We start from the raw sequence: 24,062 nt of genomic DNA on the forward strand, positions 1-24,062 counted from the left end.
CCGTCTGCCTCCCGGCGATGGTTAGGTGTGAGCTGCCCAGCTACCGCGCTTGCCCGTACTGGAGGGCGTACCGGGTAGCTGAGCCTTAGCAAATAGTGATGAGCGGGCGAGAGTTTCCAACGCCTTGGCGCCGTGGGATGCCCAGTCATGGCGAGGCGTGGGCTTGTACACGCCGCGCTTGTCATCCCACTCCTTGCGATAGTTGTCGAGGCACAGCACGCCTTGATGGCAGGCCTCCTCGTCAATCCAGCACATGGGCAAGAACTGGCGCGTGGCCTGAACGCCTTCGGCGTGATTGGAGATGCGGGGCACGGTTTCAAAATTGATACCAAAGCCCTTGGCGACGTCGCTTCTGCTCTTACCAGTACCCAGCTCTCTAACCGCTAGATCGTGTGGGCCAAAGTGGCCACCGTACCGATAGCCCTTTTTGTTGAGCAAGTCGGCGTAGTACTCGATGCCTTCGCCCTCGCCTTCCAAGTAATCCACCAGGTGCACTTCGCGACCAACGACTTGGGCAAACCAAATCGCCATCGTGTCGTTCATACCCAAGTCCCACGCGGTATAGACCGGTAGGCTAGGATTGACCTGCACTTGGCTGGTGAGCCGCTTGTTCTTACGCAGGAACTGCATTTGCGTCGCGAAGTACGCACCTTCGACCGACTGACTGAACGCCTCTTCTGGTGTGCTGGGGTACTCCCGCTGCATATCGTCCTGCAGCTTTTCGGCTTTCTTTGCGTACCACGCCTGCTGGCCTGCCGTGGTTTTGATGCTGTACTTGTGCTCAAGCTGCTCGAAGTACTCACGCAACCGTTGCGGTACCACCACGCCCTTGGGGCTCATGGTGTAGGTCGGCTCTTGCCACCAAGGGAAAAAGTGAAACTGGAAGTCCATCTCTGTCAGCGTGCGGCCCATTTCCTGGAGCTGCTGCGCTGTCTGCGAGTAGTCGAAGAAGTAGCCTTCTCGCCCCTCGGCGGTACTCTCGAGCGTAATCTGGTTGCCGATACCGACCGCTTCAAAGGCACCGGTAACGATCTCCTTAGCCTTATGCGGAAACTGGCGACATATCTTGCCGAACTCAGATACGTGCAAGCGCTGCAGCGTGCCACCACGGTAAGAGGTAGAGACCTTGATGCTTGAGCCGTTATCGAAGACGTAGGCCCCGCTACCGCTCTTGTCGCTGATAGCCTTCGGTATCTTGGTGCCCAGCATCTTAAGCAGCTCGTGCCAGGCGTCGTCGATATTCTCGTAGGCGAAGGTAATCTTATTTCTGAATATGTCCTGCGCATCTTCCAGCTTGTGACAGATACAGCCTGCGGCGAAGTTGTCCTTGAACAGGCAGTCATCCAGCGCGTCGATCATCTCAAACGTGGTAAAGCCCAGCTGGCGAGCCTTCAGTATCAGGTCAAGGCAGTGGCCGCGCAGGTAACGCTCTCGCTGCGCCTTGTTAGGCTTAAAGCGGATTTTCTTACCCGACTTATCCTTGATCTTGTACAGCGAATTAAGCCGAAACCACTTCAAATCCAGCGCTGCCAGCAGATCGGCTTTTTCGGTGAGCCTGCCCTTTGCGTGTGCGCGCAGGTAAGCCTCTGCCCGCTTGACCTGACGCGCCCGCTCACTCGGCGGCAGAATCACTGGGCGCGACCTCTGCCATTAGCTCTTCAAACGTCTTAACGCCTTCGTCTTTATCGTTAGCGTCGAGACCGTAGTTCTGGCGCTCCAGCTTGATAACGCGGTCGAGCGCTTGCGTGCCGTGCCCCATGCACTTGCCGACGTACTCCAGGGGTATATCGATCTCCATTACGACATCAAGCACTTGCACCTTGATTTTGCCTTTATCCAACTGCTGCTCCAGCATCTCGGCATAACGCTCAGCAATTCCCCGCCAGCGCTCCAGGTTCTTGCGGTGCCCTTTAACGACGGCAGCGTTTTCATTCGCTGCATACTCAACAATCTGTTCGTCGTCATTGTCGAACGCGGCCTGGGCTTCCGGAGACAGCGAGGCCTTAGTGATCTTCTGCTGTGTGCGTTCACGCACCCGGTCAGTTAGATCCTTTTCCCAGTGATCCTTTTTAGCGCGGCGAGAGATATTAGAGCGATGAACGCCGTGGCGCTTCTCAAGCTGCGTGAGCGAAAAACGACCGGTGCGGTACTCGCGCTCGATCAACTCCCAGTCGTGTCGTTTCGCCATACAAAAAAACGCCGCCATCACTGGCAGCGCCTCCATTAATAGGGGCCGGGCGTCTCACGACGTGCCGGCGGTGGTGGCAGTGCCTCACGGCATGGCCAGGGCGACGCTTCACAGCGTGGCCTTATCGCTTCACAGCGAGAATTAGCCCCAGCCTTGGGACATAAGCGCGTCGTACGCCTCTTTCGTCATCGTGATATGAGCGGTTTCGTCTTTACCGATGGCAACATCAAACGCCACGTGCTCGCCTGCGCGCTGAGTCTTCCATGGTGCAGGGGCTGGCGTTAGCTGCTGCACAGTCTCTTTTAGTTTTTGGGTAGTGCTCATATCGACCTCCTGACCGATGCTGATTGCCGCCACTGCTTCTTTGCTTGGCGCTTTTGGTGGGTTGGCGACTAGAACAACCTCACCCTCAATTTCATACCGCGCACCGCTTTCGCCAGTGATTAAGCTATCTCCTGGCTTTAACAGCCAGCCTTGGCGCGGCTCGCGCTTACCTTTCAAACTAGCTGTGACAAATATCATGCCGTTTACTCTTCATCCTGAACCCGTTGATGCATCCAATACGCCGATTGGTGGAGCGTGGCGATGATCATTCCCCAACAAAGCCCCGCATCTTCGGCTGCTTCTATCGCGGCGTTAATGTCGCGCTCGAATTGAGCTGTCGCCTCTTCACTTGCTGGCGTGAGGCTTCGGGCGCCGCGAAACTTAGTGACCGATCCCATCAACGCCTCCAGTGCCAGTAGCCAGATAAAAGAAACACGGCGATGATGAAGCGCAGCCTAAGCCACGCTTCGATGCGCTTACTTGGTGTCAGCTTCACGGTAGAGATTCACCTGAGTGCGATTACGCTCGCTCTGAACTTCACGCCAGGCGTTAATGCCTTTGTCTGCTGTGCGTGCACCAACGTAACCACCAACACCTAGCGTCATTAAATTCCACAAAGGCTCGGGCAGGTCTAGCATCAAGCCGACGCCGAACATAGCGCCAAGGTACGGCGCTAGTAGGTAGTTATTCGCGATGATGGCAACGATCACCACCATTAGCAGCGGCCGCCAGTTGCGCTGCAGCCAGCTCTCGCCCTGCGCCTCGGCCAGAATAATCTCCATCTGCGCTTTAACGATGCTGTCGCTGGAGTCGATAAGCTGAGACTGAATCTGTTGCTTGAGGCGATTGGCTTCGTCTTTGTCAGTGACCGCTTTGTCGATAACGCCGAAAAGCGGGCCGGTGATAGCGCCAAGCGCTTTTGTGACTAAGCTCATGACTTTCTACCTCTCACGCGATCAGCGGCGGCCATCAGAATCATGTCGATACTACGAGGTCCAGCCCAGCCACAGACAGCTGCAACCGCTGACGCTGGCCATCCATCAAGGTTGAAATAGATATTAATCCCCGCTGCCAGGGTAATCATGACTACTAGCGCGGGCGCATCTAGCCATAAACGGCGGGTAAAAAACTGCTCACGCTCGCCGCTCTTGACCTCGTGCGCGATTTTAGCGAGTAGCCCCATAACAACTGCCACAGACGTGCCTAACGCCAGCAGCACCTCCTGTATTAGTCCAGTGTTGCGCCATGGCATCAATCGGCCCCTTGTTGTAGATCGGCGCGGTCATACCACGTCTTGTCCTCGCCGGTTAGTTCACCGCCCGCATCAACGTACGCGCGCATTAAATCGCCTAAGGCGTGTTCGTGCTGGCCATAGCCTGCGCCTGGCAGCGACGCCCAGATATTCCGGCAGCAGCCAATAGCTTCTGTCAGGTCACCTTGTTTGATGAGGTCGAGCGCTCGCTGCTCTTTGATCTGCTGGATGGCATAGCGGTCTTGGCTCACTGGCCCGAAGTCAGGCAGGCCAAGCTGATCGCGATAGTGAGGCCAGTAGCGGCTAAGAATCTGATAACGACCGGCAGCCGTCGACCAAACGCCGGGCGCGTACTGGATGGCATCACGCTTGCTTGGCAGCGGATGGTTACCGTAGCCGTCAAACACGCTCATGGCATGAGGCATTGAGCCGACCAGTACGTTGTAGCCGTCATCGCTTGCGGCGAGCATTACAGGGCCGATCTCAGCGAAGGCGAGCATGTCGAGAAATGCGCAGACGTTCTTGCCGCCTGCGGCTTGAGGAGTGATGCGAGGCATAATAAGTACCTGCTGTCTCACGACAGTAGTAATTGGTAGCGGGCAGTGGAGTCGAACCACTTACCTCCGGGTTATGAGCCCGGCGACTTGCCGTCTGTCTCGCCCGCTATAAACAGAAAAGCCCCACCAGGAACTGGCAGGGCCTTAAACGGAAACGCCCCGGCTCAAGGCCAGGGCGTAGAATTGGATAGTGGAGATATTATGGTTGGTTCGTGCCCACTGGTCAATATTAACCTTCTAGATCTACTCGAGCGTCATAGCGCTCATTATCTACAAAGTGGATTACGTCCACAATTTTGTGGGAAGTAACTCCATGTCGAACTGTTTCTCCAATTCTAGGTAAAGTGTTCATCTCAACCGCACCAGTTGAGGCTTCCGCATCTTGACTAATCTCATGCATCTTATCTTGCTTGTAATCGAAAAATACGACTTTCAACATGTTGGCAATTCCCCGTTGGCGTGAACCTAATTTATGAGGGCCGATTTAAAGAATGCAATACTTACTTCGAAGAAGTTCTCACGCAGCCTTTTGAATCAACGCCGCCACCGGTGCGAGCGCCTGGCTTTCCCATCTATCTAGCGTATCCAGTAGCCGCTCCCACACTCCTCCCCAGCACGCTCGCCCACTGCGCGACCATCGCCCCACGTCTACCTCCTCCCCATGCTCCGCTTCAATCCAGGCGGCAATGCGGCGCGGGTTGTGAAGCCCTGGCCGGTTATACGGGTACGTGGTTTCGGCGTGGTGATGTATCGCTGCTGACGCTATCCAGCGCAATTGTTGCGCCGCCTCGGCTGGTGGCTGCTCGCTCTGCCCCTGCCCTGGTAAACGCATTTGCATGCCGACGTGCATTAGAGCTGCGTGCAGCCACTCGCGATCCTCTGCTAACTCATCACGCGTAAACGGGCCAAAGCAGTAGCGGGCCAGCGCCTGCAGGTGCTGAGGCTGGCTTTCCACGGCACTTATAACCTGCCCGGCTTCCAGCCCATTCACAATGCGCCAATCATTGTTGTTGCGCTGCGTCGTCTGCACCTGCGCACCCATTCGCGCAATCTCCTGAGCATAAGCCATCACACTGCCACGCCGCTCGTGATACGCATCAAAAATCATCTGTCGAGCTGAGATATATCGCATCACTTCCCCCTACCGTTGCGTTTTCGTTGCGTTGTTGCGCAACTGTTGCGTTTTGTTGCCTTTGGCGTTGCGTTTTATCTCGTCAACAACTTGATCCCACACGCTTTTCACCTTCTCCTGAGTGATGTGCGTAAACACTTTTGCCCACTGGTCGAATACCGCTTTACGTTGCTCTTTAGGCACAGCCAGCATTTGACGAACGACGAACTTCACCTCGCACTCCTTGGCCCACGCATGCCACTCTGGTGAATAGCCGTTCTCACCGCCCAGCTTGCTGCCATCTGGCCATGACGTAGGGCATTTCATTACTTCACCGCCTTCACTAGCTGTCGCCTAGCTAATGCATCCAGCGTCAACACAATGGCTTCGTTCATACGTGCGCGCCGCTCCTCTCGGCTAAGGAGCTTACCGTTATCAATTTCGTGGTGGCACTTTGGGCAAAGCGCGGCGGTTAATGCATCGCTTGCCTTCTGGCCTCGACCCCGGTGCTGATTGCTATGAGCAGCCTGAATGCCCCAGGCGCCGCACAGCACGCAGGTATCAATCTCGTGGACGTTGCTCAACCACTGGCGGCAACGGTGCGGCTTGGTGGGCAGATAGCACTCGTTGGGAAGCATTACGCCACCTCCCGATATTCAGCTGGATTGAAGCCTTTGAGGTTTGGATCTGTCAGGCGCATACCCTGCCCTGTGAAGTGCTGGTAAACGCGATCTAGGTATTCAGCCTTTTGCTTTTTGTTCATGGCGCGTGTCACAGGCCAATCGAATGGGTGCTTCATCAACGCCAGTTTTTGCTCATAGGTAAGATCGCCCAGCACTTGGCGGCAGGCCTCTGCGTACTTGTCAGAATCCCGACAGAGAATCACCATCCCAATGTGCAGCTTGCACCACGCCTGATACTCGTCGGCAGTCTGGTCGCCCTGCTGGCTCGCCTCTTGGCACCACTTCCATTGCAAAGCGTTTTGGTCGAGGCTGCGCTTGGGCTCATGTTTCTGTACGACAATCTCGACCTGGCCCCACTGTTGGATTGCCTTGGTCAGCACGTTAGGAAGGCGACCGAGAGCTGCGAGCGCTTCGGTCACACTGCTAGCCCTGGATACGAACGGTTTGTCAGTTGGCTTGCTCATATCAGCGGCTCCCCGGTGTATTCGCTCCAAGCTCGGGTGGCTCTTGCCCAAGCGCCGAGAAGCCCTTTGGCACTAACGGTTTGCTTATCTGCAGAAAATCCTACTGCTGCGCTTTCGAATTCATCCGCTAGCGTTCTCAGCTCGTGATCAGCAGCCAGAGCGTCAGCTTCCGCGCGCTCGACCATTTTTCTGCCAAGAGTTGTCTGATAATCGGCTGGCTTACCCATGCTCCACCTCTCGCTCTTGCTCTACTTCATCAGTGCTGGCGTCGTAATCGTCGATGCGGATCAAGTAACGCTCAGCGCAGATGTCAGGTAGCCACTTTCCTTTAAAGTCGGATGGATAATCAGCCAATCGCCAGCATGGCTCTTCAAGGGGAAAAGAAAACGGCTCTATACTGCCTATGGGAAAATATTCAGTTACCGTTGTGGTAAAGCCTGCATATGCGTTACCAACAACCATCACCAAACATCCAGGCTCAATATGTTTCATGATTCCACCGCCTTAATCCACTGCCGGATCTCGCTGCCGCTCATGCGCTGATGGCTGTAGACCGCATTACGGCCAACACCCCACTTGGCTCTCAACTGCTTGGTCGTGAGCTTCAGAAGGTCGCGCAAGTAATCGGGATCGTTGATGTACGTTGGGCGCTTTTCAGTATTCATGAAGCTACCCCCTTGCTCATAAACGCAGTGAATCGATCCATTAGCCGTGGAACTGCGATTCCTGCCAGGTCTTTGGCCGTATAGATGCGCTCGCCACTCTCCGTGACGCATATCACGCTGCCGTTGGGCAGCTCGTCTTTGATCTCGATGCCTTGGCTAAGTAGGCAGTTGCGCTGGATGGTTGAGAGCGTCATGCGACATTCCTCCGCTGCTGCCAGTAGCGAAGTGTTACGCCCCTAGCTAATGCCATGATCTGATTGTCCAGTAGCTTGACGCGGTGCAGGCGTGGCGCTGGGTACAGCTCACGAACCGTATAGCCGTGAGTTTGCGCGCGATAAGCCATCTCTGGCTCAATCTCCATTAATCCGGCGTACTCCGGCAGCTCATCCGGCTTGACGATTCCGGGAGCTGTCACCATCCAGAAGTAGTTAGGCGGTACCAGGCCACAGCAGTTAGAGCCTTGGGCGTGCATGTCGGCTGTCTTCTTGGCTCGCTCGCCTGCGCTTGCCAAAACCTGGGCACGCCACCACTTGGCGGTTTGCGCATCGCCGCGGATCTGGCGAAGCTCTGCCAACCAATCGCCCCGGCTTACCTTGATTTCGAATGCGTGACCGAGACGCGCCTTGGTCATTGAAGCTATGTCAGCCTCAGGGCCCCAGACTGAGCCACAGTTAGGCACAGTGATTTCATGCTTAGCAGCGGCGCAGTAGGCGTAAACAACGTCTTGAACGATGGCTTCGGTGAGTGCTGGTAGTTCGTTCATACCCTACCCCGCAACACGCCTTTCAGCGCGGCAATGCCCTGCTCACCACTCATGCGGCGCCCGAATTTAGCCTCTGCCTGGGCGGCGGCCTGCTCGCGACCATTGCGCTCCGCTAGCTGCGCAGCGTTGAGCTGGGCGTCATGACCAACCAGTGCGCGCGCCTCGACCGGCCCGCCGGCCATCACGCGGTTAACCACGGCGTCGTAATGTTTGCGAAACGTTGAGCGCAGGATGCGAATGCGTGACTCGCTACTGGCTTGAGCTAGATCGAACCAACCTGTTGCTCGCCCCGCTTCGCGAACTGCCGCATGGCTCCAACAGTGACTATCCGGGCTTTGGGAATGCTGGATAGCTTCGTTGAACGCGATATAGACGCTAGGCATTCCGAAGTCCTCCGGTTGAGGTTTCAGGCTGGCTATCAGGCGCGCCACGCTCGGCGGCCACTCGCTGCCCTCGGCCTTGATTCGTTCCAGCGCCATGTCCAGGCTCTTGGTTGTCGGCAGCGTTGACCACTTCACCATCGATATACCCACCTCACGCTTCGCCAGCTTCACCATGTCCGGCGTCGAAAACGCGCTTCTCCACGTCCTGGGATAGATCGCCTCCAGCCTCGTGAACGCTCGGTTCACTAGCTCCCAAATCTCCTGATTCTTCGTCTGGGAAGAGGCCTTCGATCCAGCTTGTGTCGTTGGGGTTGGAGAGCATTGCTGCGATTCGATCTTGGTTAGCGCGCTTTTCGTCAGTTCCTGAGCGGTTGGCATGGCGAGACTCCTTGTAAGCGATAACCTTCAGTTCGAGCTGATCCCATTTTTCGCGCAGCTTGGCCGGGCACAGCACGTTGGCTTTCCAAAACGAGTCTCTGGAGACCCATTTGATCAAGTAGCGGATTTGCTCGACGGTGCGGCCATCACGAGTTCGCATTAGACGGATGTCATTGGCCCATGCGGTCAGGTTGGTTTTTTTGGGATTGGTAAGATCGGCGGTTACGGTGGCATGCATGAACTCAGCAAGTTCATGGTCAATTTCTTCGCCCCACTTTTTCGGAGAAGGTTTCTTAGACGAAGATTTAGAACCTTTAGGTTCTAAAGTGTCTTTCCTGTCTTTAGAAGGGAGAGCATTTTGCTCTGAGTCAGATAGAGCATTTTGCTCTGAGTCAGTGCATTTTGAATATGGTGGCGGAGTGGTGTGTTTTGGCGCGGTTACTTCCCATTCTTCAACGCGCTTATTCAATGAAACGGGAGAGCGGCTACCGCCGTGACGAAGGATCACCCCTTTAGCTATCAAGCCTGCGAATACCTTAGCGCCTATGGATTCAGGCAGCCCCGTCAGCTTGGATAGCAAGCCTCCCGTTACCCTCGCCTGCTTGCGGTTCCAGCCAAACGTCAGTCGCACAACAGCCATAACGACGCGCATTTCTCGCAGTGTCAGCGGCGCTGCCATGATCTGCTCTAGCAGCTCGTTAGCTATGCGTGTGTATCCGTCCTCCACTTGAGGCCCCTTGCTCGGCGGTGCCGGTGCCTGGGCGTCATCACGACGCGCTCTGAATTTGCTTAGTTCTGCAACTTGTCCCATAATTACCTCACGTTATGTAGTTCAAAGCCCGGCACGCTCCCCAGCGTTATGCCGGGCTTTTTGTTTATGCCGCATCTAAAGACGACCTGACAGGGCCTTGTATTGGCCCAAAAAGCGGGCATCAGCCCGCTGGCATTACACCGCTCGCAGCGTGCGTTCACGACGCATGGCATAGAGCTGGTCTTTCATTGGCCCGACTCCTTCCAGCATTTCATCGAGCATTACGTCAGCTACCGAAACGCCCTGCCGCTTAGCACGGCGTGACAGCTCCTGGCGAACGCTGGGCGAAAGCTGAGCCAACACCCTGGGTAAGCACTGTCGATTCACAAGAGACTCCAAGGCCCTTCTGTTAGGCCTGTAAGCGCTGCATCATCTGCTCAGTGATGCGGGTTTCGAGTAAGTGCGCCATGAGAGCAGTCATGACTTCATCCTGTGCGGCCTGCAGGCTGTCGCCTTCGGTCAGCCGTTTGAGCAGCACGTCTTGGCGAAGGTTAATCACCTCCATACCCACCAGGGCGCACTCCCGTATTGCATGGGAAATGACGCCCTGGTGGCGCATTGCGGCTACCTGTTCCAGCGCTTGGTATTCCTCGTCCTTAAAGCGAACGCGAGCAGGGTTATCCAAGTGCTCGCCGTGCGGCTTACGGGGTTCGGGGATACGAGGTTCACGTTTCAGCATTGAAGCTTCCTTTTGGGTTTTGCTGATCGCGGCCTTCACAGGCAGGCGGTTTGGGTTAAGCGGCTTGGTTGCCGCCGAAAACGGAAGGGCAAAGATCGGCTGCCTTGAACTGCCCTCCGGTGATTTTCTCAGCCCTTAGGGCGACAGCAGGAGACATTCCATGCTTACCGCGCACCCAGCCGGAAACGGTGGTTTGGTCGACGCCGAGAGCGACGGCAGCCTTGGTTTGTGTCTCGAAGTGGTTAACCAGCCGATTAAAAAGCGGATCCATGGTCATTCTCCCTATGGGTATTCCCCTAATAATAGATATGGTTATTCCCCTTTGCAAGCCTATGGGCGTTCCCCTAATAATTCAGGCATGGAATTAAAAGACCGCCTCAAGCAGGCAAGAAAGCATCGGAAGATGAGTCAGGCTCGCCTATCTGAGGCCACAGGGCTTGATCAGACGACGATCTCAAACTTAGAAACAGGCAAGGTGCTGTCGACCAGCAAGCTTGTCCAGATAGCCCATACACTGCAGGTAGACGCTCACTGGCTGGCTACAGGCAAAGGCGAAATGATCCGTGAATTCCAAATAGAAGAGCGCCGCTTGCCCTATGGCGACATGAATCATGAAATGGAGCTGCACGATACTGAGATTGTGGAGGGCCGCGAGCCGCTTACTGCAGACGAGGTGGAGCTGCCTTGTTTTTATGAAGTCGAATTTGCTGCCGGTGATGGACGCACTCAGGTGGTGGAGAACCATGGCCACACTATGCGCTTTCCTCTTTCCAAGCTGGCCAAGCGTGGGGTGTCGCCCGACCAGGCTGCTTGCGCAACGGCTACGGGCAATTCAATGGAACCAACTATTGCTGACGGCTCCCCTATCGCTATAGACAAGGGTACTAGGCACATTATCGACGGTAAGATTTACGCCCTCGATCACGGCGGCATGCTCCGTATTAAGCGCCTCTACAAATTGCCACTGGGGCGCGTGCGCCTGGTCAGCGATAACGCCGATGAGTACCCAGAAGAGACGTACAGCCTGATGGGGCCTGATTCTCCCAAGATCATTGGTCGGGTTTTTTGGTGGGAAGTGTTTGATTAAAAGTAGGGCTGTATGGCGGTCGATAAAAGCGTGCAGTTCGGCTTTCGTTGTAGTGCTTTACCTTGAGAGGTTGATCATGAAAAGAATGCTTTCAGCGCTGTCGGTAGCCCTTTGCTTATTCGCCCTGCCAGCCCTGGCGTGGGATGGATACGACTGGGAAAACAATTCAGATGTTACTATTGAATCCGGCAATTTAGTGCGCCAAGGAGAGGAGATTGAGTATTACGACTGGGGAGATAGTGAGTATAAGTACGGTGACGTAGAGAGCATTAATCGCTACGGCAGCACCGTAGAGATTGAGGTTTATGATTACGAAGAAGGCGAATACCGGACGTTTGAAATGCAAGACTAGCCGCTAAATCGCACACCAAGCCGCCCATTGAGGCGGTTTTTTTATGGGCGGATGAAAAAATATGGTTATTCCCCTTGACTGTAATTATGGGTTGGCCCATATTTATAAGCACGAACACGGCGCAACGTGTTCAGGCCCTCACAGGCCACCGCTCTTTAACAACATGCCGTCCTACCCAGCCCGTAGCGTAGATATAGAAGGCGCGAGGGGTTGATAGGAGTACGCCGACCGGGGCTGTCGAAATACCGGTGATTGCGCCTTCGTTGAGGGCGCATTCGGATAGTCGCGGGATCAAGCGAGCGGTGGCGGTAACCAGTCCGTACGCCAACCCGATGAGGCTCGCGTCTATCACGAATGACAGTTCACGAATCAACAGGAGAGAGCCATATGGTCAAGATGATCTGCCATTGCGGCGACCACTACGAGGCAAGAGAGGCCGATACAGCCAGAGGCTGGGCACTCTCCTGCTCTAAATCTGGCTATTCGGATTAATGTGTTGGATCAGCTTTTAGTATGAGTAGCCTAATCAGCGGCTCCTGTGTGTAATCGGACATTGCACTGACGACATACCATCACTACTTTTTCCCGTATTTCAAAGAATGGAAAGTCTCCACTGTAGTGAAAGTGGAGGTCGGAATTATCAAAGATTCCACCGCATGAGTGGCAGCGGCCTTCTGCCTCAGATGACAATGCCTTGAGTTCCACAATCACTTCATTTGCTGGGCGAGGCCCTGTAAGGAAAGCAGGCGGGGCAAATGAAGTCCCAGCCGTTGCTTTGGATTGCCTGCTCGCCCGCCCAAGGACGCGAGCCCTGATGACATCGAATGTGTAACCTCTGCCTTGTCGGTTGATCACTTTAGCAACGCCATTAAGCGCCTCCGTATAGCCGTTTGTGATGGGGTAGTCGAAGAACGCCATGATAGGCTCTCTCCAGTTCTTCAAAGCCGAAATGATCTCTTTGAAGTCCTTCTTAAGCGGTCCAGTTGAGGCGCGTTCAATCCAGCTATCTAAGGCCTGGTGAGCTTCGGCTTTGGGCAAGCTATAAATGGCATAGAAGTCTTCTTTGAGGCGGTACGCTTCGGCTAGCTCGGGCTCATTGTCGAGCCACATCTCAAGGTTCCAGAGCTGCTTCTCGCTCAAGTTTCGGTGAGCTTTGTTCAGAAGGATTTTGCTACGCTTCCAACCCAGGTTTGTTTTCTTGCCAGCGGCTTTGCCTAGCCGGATTCGAGTCTGATCAAGCCCGTTGCCTGCCATACGTACTACGTGGAACTTATCGACCACGACTGGCACGCCAGGCAAGAGGCCGTGAACCACTTTGTGATATGGCCGGTGCATGTCAGTAGAAACGCCCTTGATGACGCCTTTAGCCTGATTGGAGTGCAGCCATTGCGCTACAGCGCGAGGGTCACGGGTCGGAATGATGTCGACGGGCAAGCGGTTCTTTACGTCGGTGAAGATGCCTCTCATGGAGCCCGCAAGCTTTGTCTCGTCTATTCCAAGCCACTCGGGGATATTGGGCCGATACTCGGAGGCAAACCGGTCTATGAACTCCTGAGCGACGTTTCTGACGGTTTTCTCGTCACAACCAACGTGTTCTGCAATGCGGGTCCAGCTGTCGCGGATGGCTTGGCCCTCGATGTACTCGATGCAGCGTTCGGTCATTCGGCGATCATGGCGGATGCCGCCCAGGGATTGCAGAGAGGTGCCGTTGCAGTCTCGGCAGCGATAACGCTGCACCCTGGCCAGTATCTGCACATGGCAGCCCCTAATGGGCGCATCACGGTACGTTACCGGCTTGGTGCCATGACGATAGAGCCGCCCAATGACACCGCACTTGGTGCAAGCTTCAAGGGGCGCCTCGTATTCTGCTTCGATGGTGTAGGTGTCTTGATCCTGCTTAGAGTCGAGAACCTTCCAATTTGGCAAATCAAGTATGTCTGTCATTTATGCGAACATGTCAAATAGGCCGTTTGTAGGGCAGTTTGGGGATAGCCACATTACTTCAATCCGATCCCTAGCTCCATCCGCATGAGCCTTTCGAAATACCTTCCTCCAGCCACGGTATAAGTCATCGTACATATCGCTTTGATAGCCACTGAGAACAACCATGCCGCGCATATTAGATAAAGACTCGCTCAGGCGCTCATGGTCTTTATCGGTCATCTCATGCCGATAGTCTCCGCCAGCGTCACGAGTAGATGCTACATAAGGCGGGTCAACGTAATGAACTGTTTGCTCACCATCATGGGCTTGCATTACCTCTATGGCATCCCTGTTTTCAATCACGACGCCTTGAAGCCGTTCAATAATCTGCTCAAGCGCACTCGGGTAGTTTCTCCAATCGCCAGCAGGGGTAGTACCGCTCCTATTAGAATTAGCGCGAAACCCTGTGGCCCTATTGTGCGAATTACTACCAAAGCCCATGAAAGAACGAACAACTGTTCTCCTAGCCTGCTCAAGAGGGTCGCCGGAACTTATGTAGCTTCTTTTAAATTCTTCTCTAGAGAACGGTGTTAACCGAAGCATCTGAAGCAGCTCTGGCCCATCTTCGCGAGCCACTTTGAAAAGGTTAACGATTTCACCATCTAAGTCGTTATAGACCTCCGCGTAGCTTCGAGGCTTCTTAAGCAGGACGCTAGCAGCTCCACCGAAAGGCTCGACATAGATTCTGTGTTTTGGAAGGTTTTGGATAATCCACTCTGCTAGTTTCCACTTTCCGCCGTGATAACGAAGCATTGGTCGCCTGCACATAATCAACTCCACACGTTAATCCGAAATAGAATTATAGCATGAAGAAAGGAATACACACGTTATTCCGAATACCCCTAAATCTTGCGCAGCCAAAAGGCGAGACAAGCGATTGTCCGCCGCAAAACGAGCGGATGGTGAAAAGCTAAAAGTCAGCAAAAAGGCGGTCAAGAAGCGCAACAGCTATACCAAGCGTGGCACGCCTCAAAAAGATCGTGAATGGGAATACACAGAGCATCCCCATAGCGACGAAGCGCTTGGTCAATGGTAGTTAATCAACAGGAGAGCGGTATGGAATATCCAACAAAGCCCAAACAGTACGCAGTAGACGTTCGGGCAATCGATACACCAGAGGCGCAACTGGTCTTTACCATCGACTACACGCGGCTTGATGAATCGATGGCTAAAGAGGTGGTCGGCTTCCACTCAGATAAAGACGACCTTCGCCGCGATTGCGATGGCGACCTTGAGAAGATGCTGATCCTGAAAACGGTGCAGTGGGCGTATGGCGCAATGGTCACTAATGACTGGAAAAAGCATGGCCTTAATGATGAATTCGATGAAATGGAAGGATGGCCCGGTGGCGGCATTATCAAGTTCAGGGCGGCCACTTATGACCGCCCTGAAATTGAGTGGAGTGACTTAACGGTTACTGAAACAGATCAAGACGCGCCCACTGGGTAAGGCTATTTAGATCAACAGGAGAGGGTTATGGATCAGTCAGCTAAAGATGTGATGAAAGAGCAGTTTGAAGAATTTGCAGAAGATAAAGGCATGAGCCTGGGCGAGCGATTCTTTGATCAAGGTAACAACTACGTTGACGACGACACGCGATTAGCATTTGAAATTTGGAGCGCTGCCTATGCTGCTGCGCTTGATGAGCAGTAACGCGAACCTCTGCGCAGTGAGGCCTAGAGCGCTCCCTCCGACGCCAAGGAATATTCGGAGGGCATCGGGGTATGCGTTGCACGGAGCCTGCCGTCTATTTAAGGGAGCGTAGCCGTGATCACAGCGTGTTCCACCGATGCAGTGTATTAAGCGGCAGCCACCTGTCGGAGGCGCTGGGTATCGGTAACGACCCTCACGAATGCTTGCAAGCTGCGACGGGTGCCCTAAGCGAAGCCAAAGGCCGACCTAGTGGGCGAAATACCTCCAAAGCTGAAAGCTGCATCATCAAACCAAATCAAGGCGTCACCGCTCAGGACGAGCAAGCATTGCCCCTCAATCGAGGGGCTTTTTTAATTCAAACAACGGGTGATTTATGGAAAACAAATTTCTAGCAGATGGCCGCAAAGTCGCAATCGTCGGCCAGCTCAATCAGCAAGAGTGGATTGTTCAAGAGATATTCGTCACTGAAAACGGCGATGAGATTCCCGCTGGTGAGAGATTTACCACTAAGTCGCTGCTTGATCAGCCTGCGAAATCCTACAAACAAAAAGAAATTGACCGCCAGGAAGAGCGAATTGCAAAGAATAAGGCTGAAATTGACCGAATTGAAAAGCTTTTAAGCGAGCGGCGTTGCGAAGAGAAAGCTCAAAAAGAAGTGCTTAAGTGCATTAAAGGCGCAGTCGGTGAAGTCATTAGTGGTGAAGATTTGGGCACGCTGGTCGACTTCCTGACAGGAAGTATTCAGTGGATAACGCAAGACCGATATTCCCACTCTGACCCAGTCCCGTTTCTTAAGTCCGTTTCTGGCACCGAGCGTGGCTGGGGCGGCGAAATGCGCTTTGAAGACCTGAAGTTAATCAGCCTCTACGGAGGTTCAGACGGAAATCTCAGTTATAAGCTAAGCCGGTATAGCGACGGGAGCGGCGACAGCACAGACATTTGGGGCTATCGAACCTACCAGGAAGCAGCAAGAAAGAGCATTGAGCTAACGATTGGACGAATTATTCAGGGTAACAGCTATCGCATAGCAAGCGATCTGCTTAATTCTAAAGCTGCCGAATATTTAACTGAAAGCGAAGTCGAGCTAGCGAAGTCGGTAATTCGGGAAAACATTAAAGTAGTTGAATCTAAGCAAGCAGAAAATCGCAAATCATCAGATGAGCGCGATGCAAAGGAGATTGCTGAACTAACAGCGCTGCTCGGGGAATAGAGCTCAGGGCCCTTTTGGGCCCTTAGATTTAAACCTAGTATTTACAACTGGCATGGCCGCGCATCGTGACTATGCCCGCGCCGCTTCCCTTCTTTCAACGTTGGCACTGCGAGAGTCGCCGAGGCGGCGCGCACTACACAGGAGGCTTTATGGCAACTCTACCCACTAAGGCGCTCAGCAAGAGCGAGCTCAACAGCCGAAACGATAGGACGGCGGCAGCGCGTTACAGCCTGCGCCGTGTGATTGATCAGCGCAAAGCAGATAAGGCGCTGCGGAATCAGCTTCGAGAGGTCTGGGAACTATGAGAACCAGAACACTTACTGCGCTGGGCTTAATGGTGATCGGTATCAGCATGGTGCTGGCCGCAAATTTAGGCGCAGCCGATAAAGAGAGCCTGCACCGCACCTACTGTCATGAAGTTGCAGTCTGGTCTGCTGAGACAGCGCGCGGCATTGCCCCCAATGACCGCACCGGACACCCCGACTACCGCGACATTGCTGCAGAGCACTGTCCTGGTATGCGGCCTGCGCCATGACTGCCCTCACCCACTTACACCAATTAGCAGACCAATGCCGCGACAGCGGTTTTTTTGTGTCTGTCAGCACCGCTTACCACCCGGGCGGCAATCTCTATGTGTCGGTCATGATCTTCTCAAGCGGCGTCCAGATAGAACACCTCTACGGCAACACGCCACAGGAGGTCGCCGAACTGCTCGCCGCGTTTAACACCGTTAACAAGCAGGAGGCCGCATGAAAAAGGCAGCGCTTATTCAGCTTCGCGCTGAGTCAATCACCGAAGCCATTCACGACGGCGATCCCGAAGGCGTGGCCAAGTTTGCCGCCTACCTGGATGAGGTCGGTGACCTTGCTAGTGCTTTAGATGAGCTCACGGCCACCACTACCGTCGCAGACATGGTTGACGCCTACATACAGCCGCTATCGGGTCAGCGCGTGCTGTACGCCTGGGCTAAAGACATTGCCGAAGATGAGCAGCTACGCGTTGAGGAAGATGACGCCGAAAGGAGAGCCGCATGAGCGACTGGCGAACCACAGGCAACGCAGGCTGGAGCGATGAGACCGGCGATGCCGTCTATCACGTCACCAAGGGCAGCAAGAGCTTAAATGCAGGCGATCACATGGAGCTTGAGCGGCTGCTGGTCGCTATTCAAGAGCGCAACGAGAGCGCTGATCGCATGGCGACAGCCCTTTCCGAACTAACCGTTGAGCTGGCCGCTAACTGCGAAGACGGCATGACGGAGTCAAGCGATTCATTCTGCGAGGCCCGCGAAGCGCTGGGCGAGTGGCGAGCGCTCAATAAATAAAAGGCCCGCTTCCTGCGGACACAGGGAGCGAGCCATTGATCAACGTCGAGATAGATCGTTAAGGAGTATAAACCATGACACCCACCAGCGAGAAGCCGCGCATACGCGTGCCGTCTGGGCGCTATCGCGTGGTCGATAGCGCCGACCACCTTGAGCTCTGGCACCAAGTCGATAAGACGCCGACCACGGCTATCAAGGAGGCCAATGTCGATGGTCAGCAAATCACCTCGATAGATGGCATGTACGTCGTAGAGCAAGCAACCAAAATGTTTGGCCCCATCGGTATCGGCTGGGGCACTCGAATCGATGAAGAAAGATTCGATACTGGCGCTCCTATTCTAGGCAACAAGGGTGAAGTAATCGCCCATGAGCAAACCCACACAATCCGGTTAACTCTCTGGTACCGGTGGCATGGAGAGCGCGGCGAAGTCACCCAATATGGGCATACACGCGCTGTGTACCGTACTGGTGTCGGCAAATGGAAAACCGATGGCGAAGCGCCAAAGAAATCTACCACTGACGCCATGAAGAAGTGTTTATCCCTTCTCGGTTTCGCGGCTGACGTCTATTACGGCAAGTTCGATAACAAGAACTATACCGAAGTGCAGCAAGCGGCTACGCGTATCGCAGTTGCAGAGGATCAAGACGCCGAGATCGAGAACTACCGGAATGATTACTGGGACTGGATCAAGCGCGAGTGCGACACCCTGCGCAACAAAATCCCCCACCCGAAAAGCATTGAAATGGCGGCTACCGGCATGCTCAACCGCTTGTCGGATAAAGCCAGCATGGCCCGCGTCGAGCCTGACAAAGGCCGTGAAATGCTTATCAAAGCGCGTGACGAAGGCATTGCCCGCGTTATTGCCGAGAACGAAAAAGCCAAACAGCAGAAAGAGGAAGTAAATCATGACTAACGCAGCCCCCAACACCGACTACAAAGGTGAGCTTGTAAAACTGGATGCCGTCGAGCAGGCCCTGGCAGGGCTGCGAGAACAGTACGGCACCGTGCCCAGCGTGCAGACCAAAGATGGTTACGCACTCTGCAAGAAAGGCATCAAGGAGCTCACCACCTACCGAACCAGCACTGAAAAGCTGCGCAAGGAAATCACCAAGCCTCACCGTGATTTTATCGACCGCGTGAACGGCTACGGTAAAGACCTGGTGGAAAAGCTGCAGGCGATTGAGCAGCCGCTTAAAGACGCCAAGCAGCATGAAGACGAGCGCGCCGAGCGAGTTAAACAGGAACGCATCGACAAGCTGCGCGAAAAGATCAACATCAATATTTGGAGCTTCTTAGACACCATCGCGGGGCTTGATTCAAACGCCCTCGCCGAGCTACACGATGCCGCTCTCGCCATCGACCTAGATGGCTACTTCGACGTAACCGACGAAGCGGAGGAAGCTAAGGCCGATGTGTTGAAGCGCATCAGCGAGCAGCATGGCCAGGTGTTAGAGCGTGAGCGCTTAGCCGCTGAACAAGCGGAAGTGGATGCCGAGCGCCGCCGACTGCGTGAAGAGAATGAAAAGCGTGAGGCCGAACAGCGCGAACTTGAAGAGCTGCGCCGCTTTAAAGCAGAGCAGGAGGCCAAGCGAGAAGCCGAAGAGGCTGGAAAGCGCAAGCCTCAGCCTGAGCCTACACCTGAACCAAAGCCGGAGCCTGAGTCTGAGCCACTACCCGCCGCTGCCGAGCATAAGCCGCTCGACACCAGCCGCCTAAGCGCTGCCGCCGATTCTTACAAAGCACCGGCTAAACCAGCAGCAAAAACGGAGACAGTCACCATTAGCCGCGGCGAATACGACCAACTTCTGGCCGATCAAGCAAAACTACATGCCCTGGAGTCGATGGGCGTCGACAACTGGTCTGGTTATGCCGATGCCATGCAGCAGCTAGCCGCTTAAACGAGGAGGTTTGGTAATGAACAAGCTTATTCAAGAAGACTTGCATCGGGTCATACTGCGTCTTCCAAAAGATGTTACAGAAATGATGAAAACACATGGCCTAATGCTTGGGGGCGGCTTTATTCGTGAAGTCGTGGCTGGGCTGCCGCCCAACGATATCGATCTTTTGGGGCCATCCGTAGATCGTCTGAAGCTGGCGGCAACCGAGCTCTATCACAAGCGCAAAGGAGAGGCGCGCGTACTTGAAACTGACAACGCCATCACCCATGTAGCGCCACCGCGCACGACCGTTCAGTTCATGACGCGCTGGACGTTCGATGACCCAGTGCCGCTCATGCAATCGTTCGACTTTACAGTGTGCCAAGCAGTCGTTTACTGGACTCCTTGCAGCACAGAGGATGCTGGCGGCTACTGGGATTCAGTGATCTCGGATCGTTTCTATCCCGACCTAGCTTCGCGCCGCCTGACTTACACTCAGCCGGATCGTCACGAAGACGCTGGCGGCTCGATGCTTAGAATGCGTAAGTTTTTGGGACGTGGTTACCACATTGGTGCTGATAGCTTGGCTGCGGTCATGGCTCGCGTCGTATCGAGAATTGATATGGATAAACTGCCGGGAACTGGCGAAGACGCTTACGCCAACGTTATACGTGGATTACTGAGAGAAGTTGACCCATTGCTTGTGATTGATGGCATCGAGCCGGTCGACATAGAACACGAAGCATCATAGCCCCTCACGCAGGGGCTTTTTAATGCCGAGGTGAAAATGATCACGACAATCTCGCTCCCCGAATACTCGGCCTCGCTTGGTGAAGACATTAAAGAGCAAGAGTTTGAATGCAGCGAGTGCGATGGCACGGGTGAATGCCCCTGCTGTGAGCGCGACTGCCTGGAGTGCGACGGCACCGGTAGCAAGCTTAAGAAACTGACAGATCGCGAAGTTCACGCCATGTACTTCGTGACCGTCATGAAAAGCCTCAAAAAGCTGTGCGCCTATTCTAGTCGTCACGACTTCCTTACCGAAGCGGGCGATTTTATCAAGGCGAATGGCCGACCCGACACGCGGGCTGATTGGCTCAATGCTAACGATTGCCACGAAGCACCTTTCATCAACACCGTTCATTGAGCGCCGGAGCTAACGACCACTTTACAAAGCTTTTCTTATGGAGGCCACATGCCACAGAAATTAAGAGACATCGCCGTTAAAACCGGCGAATACCTAGACCGGCAATCAGGTCAGACAAAGGCTCGCTGGCAAAATGTCGGCGCGTTGATGAAAAGCGATGACGGTAACGAGTTCATCATTTTACATCGCTGGTTTAACCCAGCGGGTCTGCCTAATCCCGAGAACCGCGACAGCGTGATCATGTCGTGTTTCAAGCCCAATAAGCAGCAAGGCAATGGTCAGCCACCGGCTAACGGTGGTGGCTATCAACAACCCGCCAACCAACAGCCACAACGAAACCAAGCGCCACCCCAAGGCCAGCAATCTTATGGCGCGCCCGACCCGTCACAGTACGACACGTTTGACGACGAAATTCCCTTCTGACCACCCCTTTTGAGACCCCAGGCGACGGTGGGGATGAATGACATCGCCAGCCTGCGCAGTACCGGCCTTAAGTTGCTACCCAGCGTTGGAGCGCTGGATGCATCGACCGCTTAACGCGGGAGGGCTGTGAGCAAGCCGTATGCCCCACGAGACGGGGCCTCTAATTCTCTATGTCTCTCGGAAATCCGAGACAGTTTCTAAATATTAATAGGAGGCATTATGCCAACCGAAAAAAACCAAACACTTGAGCAGCTATTGCACAGCCGTATTTCTGAATTTACCGCTAGCGATCGCCCGAAAGAGATCATCGATCAGCACGTAGAAAAGATGTTTACCAGCGTGGTTGATGATGCTTTCCGCAGCTATGGCGATATGGGCAAGGCAGTAAAAGAGGCCTTGCAAGCGGCCATACCTGGCAATGTAAGCGACATGATGGAGCTAACTCGCTATAACAACTTGATCGCGAACGCCATGAAAGAGAAATGGGCTGAATCTGGCGTTGAGGCAGATATGGTGCGGCGCACTCATGAAGCGATTGATGAAGTTGTCAGCGAAATGCAGATGCCTGAGTTTGTGAGTCTGCAGAAGCTACTTGAGGCATTCGCTGAAGAGCATGCCGAAGAAGCTATGCAAGAGGGCTGGGAAGCGCCTCGCATTGAGATAGAAGAGTCGGAGTACGTCGACGGGCATTGCCGCATTTATTTCGACAAGGATCCCGGCGAATCTCGCTACGGCGCACGCAGTGCTCACCGGCTCTCAAATATGTTGGCAATCAGTACCCGTGGACGTGAAGAAAAAGATGGTCATGCAACTGGCGACGTATATGCAGCCATGGTCGATAACGACATCATGGGCAAAAAGATGGGCGTGTGGCGCAGTGAATGGGAAAAGCAAATGGTCGCTCTCTACTACGGTGGCGCCAAGCTGATTATCGACTGCGATGAAAGCGATATTGGCTACCCATTTCACGACTAACCCTAGCTCTCCCCTGCCCGCTAGACCGCCCCATCTGGAGCCCCCCCATGATTCCCATACACCACGGCACGCCGCAGGCCGTTGATGCCCGCGTGCGTGAAGACTTTGTAGAACACCTCTGCCTGGTCAATGAAGACTTTTTCCACGAAAAGCGAGCGCTGCTGGAAGAAAACGACGCCCTCGCGGTTGAGAACGTAGCGCTCAGGAAAGAAGCCGAGCAGTACCGGGCAGCAGAAGAAGCGCAGATAGCGTTAAGACAGAAGATGGAGCAAGAGCGGGATGCTTTATCGGCGCATGTTGCGTCCGGCAAGGCCACGGTCGCAAACATGCTGGAAGTTCACATGGAAAACTTGAGCGAGTGGGAATCGGAGAAGGTCAAAGAGGCAGCTGAATGGGTGGCAGAGCCCCCAGCCAAATCACTCGCCCGCAGAGATCTGGCAAAGCAGGCCGAAGCACTGGAGACACTTTATAACGACTCGCTAGGTCATGGCGGCGACGGAATGGTCAGGTGCGGGATTATGCTTGATCGCGCCATTGAGTTGAGAGAAGAGGCTACAGAGGTGTGCGATGAAAACTCACATACTGAAAACTGATCCTGATGTATTCGAGGCCCTAGTCAGGGGCGATAAAACCTACGAAATCAGATTCGATGATCGAGGCTTTTCAGTCGGTGACGCTCTGTGCATACAGGAGACGAAAAGCAGCGGGCATGACATGGCTAATGGCGCAGCTCTGGAGTACACGGGTCGCACCACGGCAAGAACAGTAACGCATATACTCCGCGGCCCTCTCTATGGCCTGAGTGATGGGTGGGTGATTTTATCGGTAGATAACCCTGCCCGTGATGCGATAAATCAGGCTGAGGCCATTGAGCAATGGGCAGGCTGCCTGGAAAAAATCATTCTCCACGTTGAGACCGAGCATGCAAAAGACCCTAACTACCCAACCATTGGTGCAGAGGGTATGGGCGAGTTTGCAGCAGATATGCGTGAAGCGGCAGCGCGCTTACTTCAGCAAGCCGGAGGGGGTGCGTTAAATCAGTCTGAAAAAGACCCACATCCTGATTGCGAGTTGGAATGCGGCGCCTACGGCACTTACTGCAAGTGTAATGCTGAAGGAGGTGCGTGATGGGTAACCGCTTTGGGCGAAACCAGAAGCGCAAGATGCGCGCCGAGATAGCAAAATTGGAATCGGCATATAAGCGCGAAAGCGAGCTAGCAAAGTACCTTCGCGCTCAAGGGCTGCGAGACAACGACACCGTTAAACGCGTTGCCGATGTATTGGGTGAACACTTTGCAGCACTTGATCCTAAGACGGTGCAGGTGGATAGGATGATTGGCTATCTTCGCCTTCCCATGGCGCACCGAACACCATTTAGCTTCGATCAATGCAGCGATTTTTGCGAATCAGTAGAGATCGCCATTAGCGAATTAGAAGCTAACTGGATGGAGCTTAGAGCAGACCGGTTAACAGGCCAACAATTCGTGCTTCTGCAGTCACCTGGTGGTGATATTGGTTACGCCCTATCAGGAAGCGCCGTGATGCAGTCAAACGCAGATCATTTAGCTCAGGAGGTCGCGGGTGCTATAGCGGTCGAGTTGGCCAAAGCCTTTCGGAACATGTGGCGCCTATGACCCACTACCCCAAAGGCAGCATGTGCATGGCCTGTCGCCATGCTATAGCCGACTGCAGTCATTTGCCCTTCGCCACTATGCCCATCCTTATCAAAATCGAGCATCAAGTCATCGTGCGCTGCACGGAGTTTGAAAAGAGGA

Annotated in this window: 45 protein-coding genes and 1 tRNA gene; 21 read left to right on the forward strand and 25 right to left on the reverse strand. The window is 54.2% G+C overall.

Features of this window, described 5'->3' with window-relative positions:
- Window positions 1–21: 21 nt before the first annotated feature.
- From J7J49_RS01340 to J7J49_RS01450, 23 genes are all read right to left on the reverse strand, one after another.
- Complete coding sequence (locus tag J7J49_RS01340; protein WP_215089621.1) at window positions 22–1,632, reverse strand: terminase; 1,611 nt, start codon at window positions 1,630–1,632, stop codon at window positions 22–24.
- Window positions 1,613–2,188 carry a hypothetical protein gene (locus J7J49_RS01345; RefSeq protein ID WP_215089630.1) on the reverse strand — a complete coding sequence of 192 codons (576 nt, stop codon included), beginning with the start codon at window positions 2,186–2,188 and terminating at the stop codon, window positions 1,613–1,615. Before J7J49_RS01345 ends, J7J49_RS01340 begins: the two co-directional genes overlap by 20 nt.
- 141 nt (window positions 2,189–2,329) lie before the next feature.
- Window positions 2,330–2,710 carry a hypothetical protein gene (locus J7J49_RS01350; RefSeq protein WP_215089632.1) on the reverse strand — a complete coding sequence of 127 codons (381 nt, stop codon included), beginning with the start codon at window positions 2,708–2,710 and terminating at the stop codon, window positions 2,330–2,332.
- A gap of 5 nt (window positions 2,711–2,715) precedes the next feature.
- Window positions 2,716–2,910 carry a hypothetical protein gene (locus J7J49_RS01355; protein WP_215089634.1) on the reverse strand — a complete coding sequence of 65 codons (195 nt, stop codon included), beginning with the start codon at window positions 2,908–2,910 and terminating at the stop codon, window positions 2,716–2,718.
- 78 nt (window positions 2,911–2,988) lie between these two features.
- Window positions 2,989–3,447: a holin family protein gene (locus J7J49_RS01360; protein WP_215089636.1), complete on the reverse strand. Its 459-nt coding sequence runs from the start codon at window positions 3,445–3,447 to the stop codon at window positions 2,989–2,991.
- The gene (locus tag J7J49_RS01365; RefSeq protein ID WP_215089638.1) at window positions 3,444–3,764 is read right to left on the reverse strand and encodes a hypothetical protein; all 321 of its coding nucleotides are present in this window, start codon (window positions 3,762–3,764) and stop codon (window positions 3,444–3,446) included. The genes J7J49_RS01360 and J7J49_RS01365 overlap by 4 nt, the downstream gene beginning before the upstream one ends.
- A complete protein-coding gene (locus J7J49_RS01370) occupies window positions 3,764–4,321 on the reverse strand; it encodes a glycoside hydrolase family 24 protein (protein ID WP_215089640.1) in 558 nt (185 codons plus the stop codon). The genes J7J49_RS01365 and J7J49_RS01370 overlap by 1 nt, the downstream gene beginning before the upstream one ends.
- Before the next feature lie 33 nt (window positions 4,322–4,354).
- Window positions 4,355–4,429, reverse strand: a tRNA-Met gene (locus J7J49_RS01375).
- A gap of 121 nt (window positions 4,430–4,550) precedes the next feature.
- Window positions 4,551–4,760 carry a hypothetical protein gene (locus tag J7J49_RS01380; RefSeq protein ID WP_215089641.1) on the reverse strand — a complete coding sequence of 70 codons (210 nt, stop codon included), beginning with the start codon at window positions 4,758–4,760 and terminating at the stop codon, window positions 4,551–4,553.
- A 78-nt stretch (window positions 4,761–4,838) separates the two neighbouring features.
- On the reverse strand, window positions 4,839–5,453 hold the full coding sequence (locus tag J7J49_RS01385) for a hypothetical protein (protein WP_215089643.1): 615 nt from the start codon (window positions 5,451–5,453) through the stop codon (window positions 4,839–4,841).
- 9 nt (window positions 5,454–5,462) lie between these two features.
- Window positions 5,463–5,759: a hypothetical protein gene (locus tag J7J49_RS01390; protein WP_215089645.1), complete on the reverse strand. Its 297-nt coding sequence runs from the start codon at window positions 5,757–5,759 to the stop codon at window positions 5,463–5,465.
- Entirely contained in the window at window positions 5,759–6,070 is a 312-nt protein-coding gene (locus J7J49_RS01395) for a hypothetical protein (RefSeq protein WP_215089646.1), read from the reverse strand. The genes J7J49_RS01390 and J7J49_RS01395 overlap by 1 nt, the downstream gene beginning before the upstream one ends.
- Window positions 6,070–6,579, reverse strand: a complete 510-nt coding sequence (locus tag J7J49_RS01400; protein WP_215089648.1) for a hypothetical protein — start codon at window positions 6,577–6,579, stop codon at window positions 6,070–6,072. The genes J7J49_RS01395 and J7J49_RS01400 overlap by 1 nt, the downstream gene beginning before the upstream one ends.
- On the reverse strand, window positions 6,576–6,806 hold the full coding sequence (locus J7J49_RS01405) for a peptidylprolyl isomerase (RefSeq protein WP_215089650.1): 231 nt from the start codon (window positions 6,804–6,806) through the stop codon (window positions 6,576–6,578). The genes J7J49_RS01400 and J7J49_RS01405 overlap by 4 nt, the downstream gene beginning before the upstream one ends.
- The gene (locus J7J49_RS01410) at window positions 6,799–7,071 is read right to left on the reverse strand and encodes a hypothetical protein (protein ID WP_215089652.1); all 273 of its coding nucleotides are present in this window, start codon (window positions 7,069–7,071) and stop codon (window positions 6,799–6,801) included. Before J7J49_RS01410 ends, J7J49_RS01405 begins: the two co-directional genes overlap by 8 nt.
- Entirely contained in the window at window positions 7,068–7,244 is a 177-nt protein-coding gene (locus J7J49_RS01415; protein ID WP_215089654.1) for a hypothetical protein, read from the reverse strand. The genes J7J49_RS01410 and J7J49_RS01415 overlap by 4 nt, the downstream gene beginning before the upstream one ends.
- The gene (locus J7J49_RS01420; RefSeq protein ID WP_215089656.1) at window positions 7,241–7,438 is read right to left on the reverse strand and encodes a hypothetical protein; all 198 of its coding nucleotides are present in this window, start codon (window positions 7,436–7,438) and stop codon (window positions 7,241–7,243) included. The genes J7J49_RS01415 and J7J49_RS01420 overlap by 4 nt, the downstream gene beginning before the upstream one ends.
- Window positions 7,435–8,007, reverse strand: coding sequence for a hypothetical protein (locus tag J7J49_RS01425; RefSeq protein WP_215089658.1), 573 nt, complete (start codon window positions 8,005–8,007; stop codon window positions 7,435–7,437). The genes J7J49_RS01420 and J7J49_RS01425 overlap by 4 nt, the downstream gene beginning before the upstream one ends.
- Window positions 8,004–8,636, reverse strand: coding sequence for a replication protein P (locus tag J7J49_RS01430; protein ID WP_215089660.1), 633 nt, complete (start codon window positions 8,634–8,636; stop codon window positions 8,004–8,006). Before J7J49_RS01430 ends, J7J49_RS01425 begins: the two co-directional genes overlap by 4 nt.
- Window positions 8,542–9,579, reverse strand: a complete 1,038-nt coding sequence (locus tag J7J49_RS01435) for a replication protein (RefSeq protein ID WP_215089662.1) — start codon at window positions 9,577–9,579, stop codon at window positions 8,542–8,544. Before J7J49_RS01435 ends, J7J49_RS01430 begins: the two co-directional genes overlap by 95 nt.
- A gap of 135 nt (window positions 9,580–9,714) precedes the next feature.
- The gene (locus J7J49_RS01440; protein ID WP_215089664.1) at window positions 9,715–9,906 is read right to left on the reverse strand and encodes a hypothetical protein; all 192 of its coding nucleotides are present in this window, start codon (window positions 9,904–9,906) and stop codon (window positions 9,715–9,717) included.
- 22 nt (window positions 9,907–9,928) lie between these two features.
- Window positions 9,929–10,258: a hypothetical protein gene (locus J7J49_RS01445; RefSeq protein ID WP_215089666.1), complete on the reverse strand. Its 330-nt coding sequence runs from the start codon at window positions 10,256–10,258 to the stop codon at window positions 9,929–9,931.
- Between the two features lie 55 nt (window positions 10,259–10,313).
- A complete protein-coding gene (locus tag J7J49_RS01450) occupies window positions 10,314–10,529 on the reverse strand; it encodes a YdaS family helix-turn-helix protein (protein ID WP_251048088.1) in 216 nt (71 codons plus the stop codon).
- An 87-nt stretch (window positions 10,530–10,616) separates the two neighbouring features.
- On the opposite strand from J7J49_RS01450, the gene J7J49_RS01455 reads away from it, so the two are divergent.
- Together J7J49_RS01455 and J7J49_RS01460 are read left to right on the forward strand one after the other, a co-directional pair.
- Window positions 10,617–11,345 (forward strand): XRE family transcriptional regulator, encoded by a 729-nt coding sequence (locus J7J49_RS01455; RefSeq protein WP_215089669.1) that lies wholly within the window; start codon window positions 10,617–10,619, stop codon window positions 11,343–11,345.
- Window positions 11,346–11,421: 76 nt separating this feature from the next.
- Entirely contained in the window at window positions 11,422–11,697 is a 276-nt protein-coding gene (locus tag J7J49_RS01460) for a DUF5334 family protein (RefSeq protein WP_215089671.1), read from the forward strand.
- 522 nt (window positions 11,698–12,219) lie between these two features.
- Here the strand turns inward: J7J49_RS01460 and J7J49_RS01465 are convergent.
- Together J7J49_RS01465 and J7J49_RS01470 are read right to left on the reverse strand one after the other, a co-directional pair.
- Window positions 12,220–13,641 carry an ISL3 family transposase gene (locus tag J7J49_RS01465; RefSeq protein WP_215089673.1) on the reverse strand — a complete coding sequence of 474 codons (1,422 nt, stop codon included), beginning with the start codon at window positions 13,639–13,641 and terminating at the stop codon, window positions 12,220–12,222.
- Window positions 13,642–14,433: a DNA adenine methylase gene (locus tag J7J49_RS01470; protein WP_215089675.1), complete on the reverse strand. Its 792-nt coding sequence runs from the start codon at window positions 14,431–14,433 to the stop codon at window positions 13,642–13,644.
- A 124-nt stretch (window positions 14,434–14,557) separates the two neighbouring features.
- On the opposite strand from J7J49_RS01470, the gene J7J49_RS01475 reads away from it, so the two are divergent.
- The 19 genes from J7J49_RS01475 (at window position 14,558) to J7J49_RS01565 (ending at window position 23,921) form a co-directional block, all read left to right on the forward strand.
- Entirely contained in the window at window positions 14,558–14,716 is a 159-nt protein-coding gene (locus J7J49_RS01475; protein ID WP_215089678.1) for a hypothetical protein, read from the forward strand.
- A gap of 20 nt (window positions 14,717–14,736) precedes the next feature.
- Window positions 14,737–15,129: a DUF2528 family protein gene (locus J7J49_RS01480; protein WP_215089679.1), complete on the forward strand. Its 393-nt coding sequence runs from the start codon at window positions 14,737–14,739 to the stop codon at window positions 15,127–15,129.
- 27 nt (window positions 15,130–15,156) lie between these two features.
- The gene (locus J7J49_RS01485; protein WP_215089681.1) at window positions 15,157–15,333 is read left to right on the forward strand and encodes a phiTE_015 family protein; all 177 of its coding nucleotides are present in this window, start codon (window positions 15,157–15,159) and stop codon (window positions 15,331–15,333) included.
- A gap of 71 nt (window positions 15,334–15,404) precedes the next feature.
- A complete protein-coding gene (locus J7J49_RS01490; protein WP_215089683.1) occupies window positions 15,405–15,725 on the forward strand; it encodes a hypothetical protein in 321 nt (106 codons plus the stop codon).
- A complete protein-coding gene (locus J7J49_RS01495; protein WP_215089685.1) occupies window positions 15,707–16,543 on the forward strand; it encodes a hypothetical protein in 837 nt (278 codons plus the stop codon). The genes J7J49_RS01490 and J7J49_RS01495 overlap by 19 nt, the downstream gene beginning before the upstream one ends.
- 149 nt (window positions 16,544–16,692) lie before the next feature.
- A complete protein-coding gene (locus tag J7J49_RS01500) occupies window positions 16,693–16,848 on the forward strand; it encodes a hypothetical protein (RefSeq protein ID WP_215089687.1) in 156 nt (51 codons plus the stop codon).
- The gene (locus J7J49_RS01505) at window positions 16,845–17,078 is read left to right on the forward strand and encodes a hypothetical protein (RefSeq protein ID WP_215089689.1); all 234 of its coding nucleotides are present in this window, start codon (window positions 16,845–16,847) and stop codon (window positions 17,076–17,078) included. Before J7J49_RS01500 ends, J7J49_RS01505 begins: the two co-directional genes overlap by 4 nt.
- Complete coding sequence (locus tag J7J49_RS01510; protein WP_215089691.1) at window positions 17,075–17,296, forward strand: hypothetical protein; 222 nt, start codon at window positions 17,075–17,077, stop codon at window positions 17,294–17,296. The genes J7J49_RS01505 and J7J49_RS01510 overlap by 4 nt, the downstream gene beginning before the upstream one ends.
- Window positions 17,293–17,577 (forward strand): hypothetical protein, encoded by a 285-nt coding sequence (locus tag J7J49_RS01515; protein ID WP_215089693.1) that lies wholly within the window; start codon window positions 17,293–17,295, stop codon window positions 17,575–17,577. Before J7J49_RS01510 ends, J7J49_RS01515 begins: the two co-directional genes overlap by 4 nt.
- A complete protein-coding gene (locus J7J49_RS01520; RefSeq protein WP_215089695.1) occupies window positions 17,574–17,864 on the forward strand; it encodes a hypothetical protein in 291 nt (96 codons plus the stop codon). Before J7J49_RS01515 ends, J7J49_RS01520 begins: the two co-directional genes overlap by 4 nt.
- 74 nt (window positions 17,865–17,938) lie before the next feature.
- Window positions 17,939–18,778: a Rad52/Rad22 family DNA repair protein gene (locus J7J49_RS01525; protein WP_215089697.1), complete on the forward strand. Its 840-nt coding sequence runs from the start codon at window positions 17,939–17,941 to the stop codon at window positions 18,776–18,778.
- Window positions 18,771–19,763: a hypothetical protein gene (locus J7J49_RS01530; RefSeq protein ID WP_215089699.1), complete on the forward strand. Its 993-nt coding sequence runs from the start codon at window positions 18,771–18,773 to the stop codon at window positions 19,761–19,763. The genes J7J49_RS01525 and J7J49_RS01530 overlap by 8 nt, the downstream gene beginning before the upstream one ends.
- 16 nt (window positions 19,764–19,779) lie before the next feature.
- The gene (locus tag J7J49_RS01535; RefSeq protein ID WP_502793500.1) at window positions 19,780–20,493 is read left to right on the forward strand and encodes a Gabija anti-defense Gad2 family protein; all 714 of its coding nucleotides are present in this window, start codon (window positions 19,780–19,782) and stop codon (window positions 20,491–20,493) included.
- Between the two features lie 36 nt (window positions 20,494–20,529).
- Window positions 20,530–20,889 carry a hypothetical protein gene (locus J7J49_RS01540; RefSeq protein ID WP_215089703.1) on the forward strand — a complete coding sequence of 120 codons (360 nt, stop codon included), beginning with the start codon at window positions 20,530–20,532 and terminating at the stop codon, window positions 20,887–20,889.
- Window positions 20,890–20,937: 48 nt separating this feature from the next.
- Window positions 20,938–21,312 (forward strand): single stranded DNA-binding domain-containing protein, encoded by a 375-nt coding sequence (locus J7J49_RS22745; protein WP_353048320.1) that lies wholly within the window; start codon window positions 20,938–20,940, stop codon window positions 21,310–21,312.
- A gap of 219 nt (window positions 21,313–21,531) precedes the next feature.
- Window positions 21,532–22,287 (forward strand): hypothetical protein, encoded by a 756-nt coding sequence (locus tag J7J49_RS01550; protein WP_215089705.1) that lies wholly within the window; start codon window positions 21,532–21,534, stop codon window positions 22,285–22,287.
- A 47-nt stretch (window positions 22,288–22,334) separates the two neighbouring features.
- Window positions 22,335–22,880 carry a hypothetical protein gene (locus J7J49_RS01555; RefSeq protein ID WP_215089707.1) on the forward strand — a complete coding sequence of 182 codons (546 nt, stop codon included), beginning with the start codon at window positions 22,335–22,337 and terminating at the stop codon, window positions 22,878–22,880.
- Window positions 22,855–23,415, forward strand: a complete 561-nt coding sequence (locus tag J7J49_RS01560; protein WP_215089709.1) for a DUF3850 domain-containing protein — start codon at window positions 22,855–22,857, stop codon at window positions 23,413–23,415. Before J7J49_RS01555 ends, J7J49_RS01560 begins: the two co-directional genes overlap by 26 nt.
- A complete protein-coding gene (locus J7J49_RS01565) occupies window positions 23,415–23,921 on the forward strand; it encodes a hypothetical protein (protein WP_215089711.1) in 507 nt (168 codons plus the stop codon). Before J7J49_RS01560 ends, J7J49_RS01565 begins: the two co-directional genes overlap by 1 nt.
- Window positions 23,922–24,062 lie beyond the last annotated feature (141 nt).

The sequence above is a fragment of the Halomonas sp. ISL-56 genome (genome assembly GCF_018612805.1).
GTDB lineage: Bacteria > Pseudomonadota > Gammaproteobacteria > Pseudomonadales > Halomonadaceae > Vreelandella.

Coding starts and splice junctions, on each gene's coding strand:
- J7J49_RS01470 (WP_215089675.1), bottom strand. CDS start 14,433: ATGCTTCGTTATCACGGCGGAAAGTGGAAACTAGCAGAGTGGATTATC.
- J7J49_RS01355 (WP_215089634.1), bottom strand. CDS start 2,910: ATGGGATCGGTCACTAAGTTTCGCGGCGCCCGAAGCCTCACGCCAGCA.
- J7J49_RS01465 (WP_215089673.1), bottom strand. CDS start 13,641: ATGACAGACATACTTGATTTGCCAAATTGGAAGGTTCTCGACTCTAAG.
- J7J49_RS01500 (WP_215089687.1), top strand. CDS start 16,693: ATGGCAACTCTACCCACTAAGGCGCTCAGCAAGAGCGAGCTCAACAGC.
- J7J49_RS01445 (WP_215089666.1), bottom strand. CDS start 10,258: ATGCTGAAACGTGAACCTCGTATCCCCGAACCCCGTAAGCCGCACGGC.
- J7J49_RS01525 (WP_215089697.1), top strand. CDS start 17,939: ATGACACCCACCAGCGAGAAGCCGCGCATACGCGTGCCGTCTGGGCGC.
- J7J49_RS01450 (WP_251048088.1), bottom strand. CDS start 10,529: ATGGATCCGCTTTTTAATCGGCTGGTTAACCACTTCGAGACACAAACC.
- J7J49_RS01510 (WP_215089691.1), top strand. CDS start 17,075: ATGACTGCCCTCACCCACTTACACCAATTAGCAGACCAATGCCGCGAC.
- J7J49_RS01515 (WP_215089693.1), top strand. CDS start 17,293: ATGAAAAAGGCAGCGCTTATTCAGCTTCGCGCTGAGTCAATCACCGAA.
- J7J49_RS01365 (WP_215089638.1), bottom strand. CDS start 3,764: ATGCCATGGCGCAACACTGGACTAATACAGGAGGTGCTGCTGGCGTTA.
- J7J49_RS01520 (WP_215089695.1), top strand. CDS start 17,574: ATGAGCGACTGGCGAACCACAGGCAACGCAGGCTGGAGCGATGAGACC.
- J7J49_RS01505 (WP_215089689.1), top strand. CDS start 16,845: ATGAGAACCAGAACACTTACTGCGCTGGGCTTAATGGTGATCGGTATC.
- J7J49_RS01565 (WP_215089711.1), top strand. CDS start 23,415: ATGGGTAACCGCTTTGGGCGAAACCAGAAGCGCAAGATGCGCGCCGAG.
- J7J49_RS01405 (WP_215089650.1), bottom strand. CDS start 6,806: ATGGGTAAGCCAGCCGATTATCAGACAACTCTTGGCAGAAAAATGGTC.
- J7J49_RS01420 (WP_215089656.1), bottom strand. CDS start 7,438: ATGACGCTCTCAACCATCCAGCGCAACTGCCTACTTAGCCAAGGCATC.
- J7J49_RS22745 (WP_353048320.1), top strand. CDS start 20,938: ATGCCACAGAAATTAAGAGACATCGCCGTTAAAACCGGCGAATACCTA.
- J7J49_RS01400 (WP_215089648.1), bottom strand. CDS start 6,579: ATGAGCAAGCCAACTGACAAACCGTTCGTATCCAGGGCTAGCAGTGTG.
- J7J49_RS01370 (WP_215089640.1), bottom strand. CDS start 4,321: ATGCCTCGCATCACTCCTCAAGCCGCAGGCGGCAAGAACGTCTGCGCA.
- J7J49_RS01495 (WP_215089685.1), top strand. CDS start 15,707: ATGGAAAACAAATTTCTAGCAGATGGCCGCAAAGTCGCAATCGTCGGC.
- J7J49_RS01410 (WP_215089652.1), bottom strand. CDS start 7,071: ATGAAACATATTGAGCCTGGATGTTTGGTGATGGTTGTTGGTAACGCA.
- J7J49_RS01530 (WP_215089699.1), top strand. CDS start 18,771: ATGACTAACGCAGCCCCCAACACCGACTACAAAGGTGAGCTTGTAAAA.
- J7J49_RS01485 (WP_215089681.1), top strand. CDS start 15,157: ATGGATCAGTCAGCTAAAGATGTGATGAAAGAGCAGTTTGAAGAATTT.
- J7J49_RS01360 (WP_215089636.1), bottom strand. CDS start 3,447: ATGAGCTTAGTCACAAAAGCGCTTGGCGCTATCACCGGCCCGCTTTTC.
- J7J49_RS01535 (WP_502793500.1), top strand. CDS start 19,780: ATGAACAAGCTTATTCAAGAAGACTTGCATCGGGTCATACTGCGTCTT.
- J7J49_RS01455 (WP_215089669.1), top strand. CDS start 10,617: ATGGAATTAAAAGACCGCCTCAAGCAGGCAAGAAAGCATCGGAAGATG.
- J7J49_RS01345 (WP_215089630.1), bottom strand. CDS start 2,188: ATGGCGAAACGACACGACTGGGAGTTGATCGAGCGCGAGTACCGCACC.
- J7J49_RS01560 (WP_215089709.1), top strand. CDS start 22,855: ATGAAAACTCACATACTGAAAACTGATCCTGATGTATTCGAGGCCCTA.
- J7J49_RS01550 (WP_215089705.1), top strand. CDS start 21,532: ATGCCAACCGAAAAAAACCAAACACTTGAGCAGCTATTGCACAGCCGT.
- J7J49_RS01490 (WP_215089683.1), top strand. CDS start 15,405: ATGCGTTGCACGGAGCCTGCCGTCTATTTAAGGGAGCGTAGCCGTGAT.
- J7J49_RS01385 (WP_215089643.1), bottom strand. CDS start 5,453: ATGCGATATATCTCAGCTCGACAGATGATTTTTGATGCGTATCACGAG.
- J7J49_RS01415 (WP_215089654.1), bottom strand. CDS start 7,244: ATGAATACTGAAAAGCGCCCAACGTACATCAACGATCCCGATTACTTG.
- J7J49_RS01380 (WP_215089641.1), bottom strand. CDS start 4,760: ATGTTGAAAGTCGTATTTTTCGATTACAAGCAAGATAAGATGCATGAG.
- J7J49_RS01555 (WP_215089707.1), top strand. CDS start 22,335: ATGATTCCCATACACCACGGCACGCCGCAGGCCGTTGATGCCCGCGTG.
- J7J49_RS01390 (WP_215089645.1), bottom strand. CDS start 5,759: ATGAAATGCCCTACGTCATGGCCAGATGGCAGCAAGCTGGGCGGTGAG.
- J7J49_RS01350 (WP_215089632.1), bottom strand. CDS start 2,710: ATGATATTTGTCACAGCTAGTTTGAAAGGTAAGCGCGAGCCGCGCCAA.
- J7J49_RS01480 (WP_215089679.1), top strand. CDS start 14,737: ATGGAATATCCAACAAAGCCCAAACAGTACGCAGTAGACGTTCGGGCA.
- J7J49_RS01540 (WP_215089703.1), top strand. CDS start 20,530: ATGATCACGACAATCTCGCTCCCCGAATACTCGGCCTCGCTTGGTGAA.
- J7J49_RS01460 (WP_215089671.1), top strand. CDS start 11,422: ATGAAAAGAATGCTTTCAGCGCTGTCGGTAGCCCTTTGCTTATTCGCC.
- J7J49_RS01395 (WP_215089646.1), bottom strand. CDS start 6,070: ATGCTTCCCAACGAGTGCTATCTGCCCACCAAGCCGCACCGTTGCCGC.
- J7J49_RS01435 (WP_215089662.1), bottom strand. CDS start 9,579: ATGGGACAAGTTGCAGAACTAAGCAAATTCAGAGCGCGTCGTGATGAC.
- J7J49_RS01425 (WP_215089658.1), bottom strand. CDS start 8,007: ATGAACGAACTACCAGCACTCACCGAAGCCATCGTTCAAGACGTTGTT.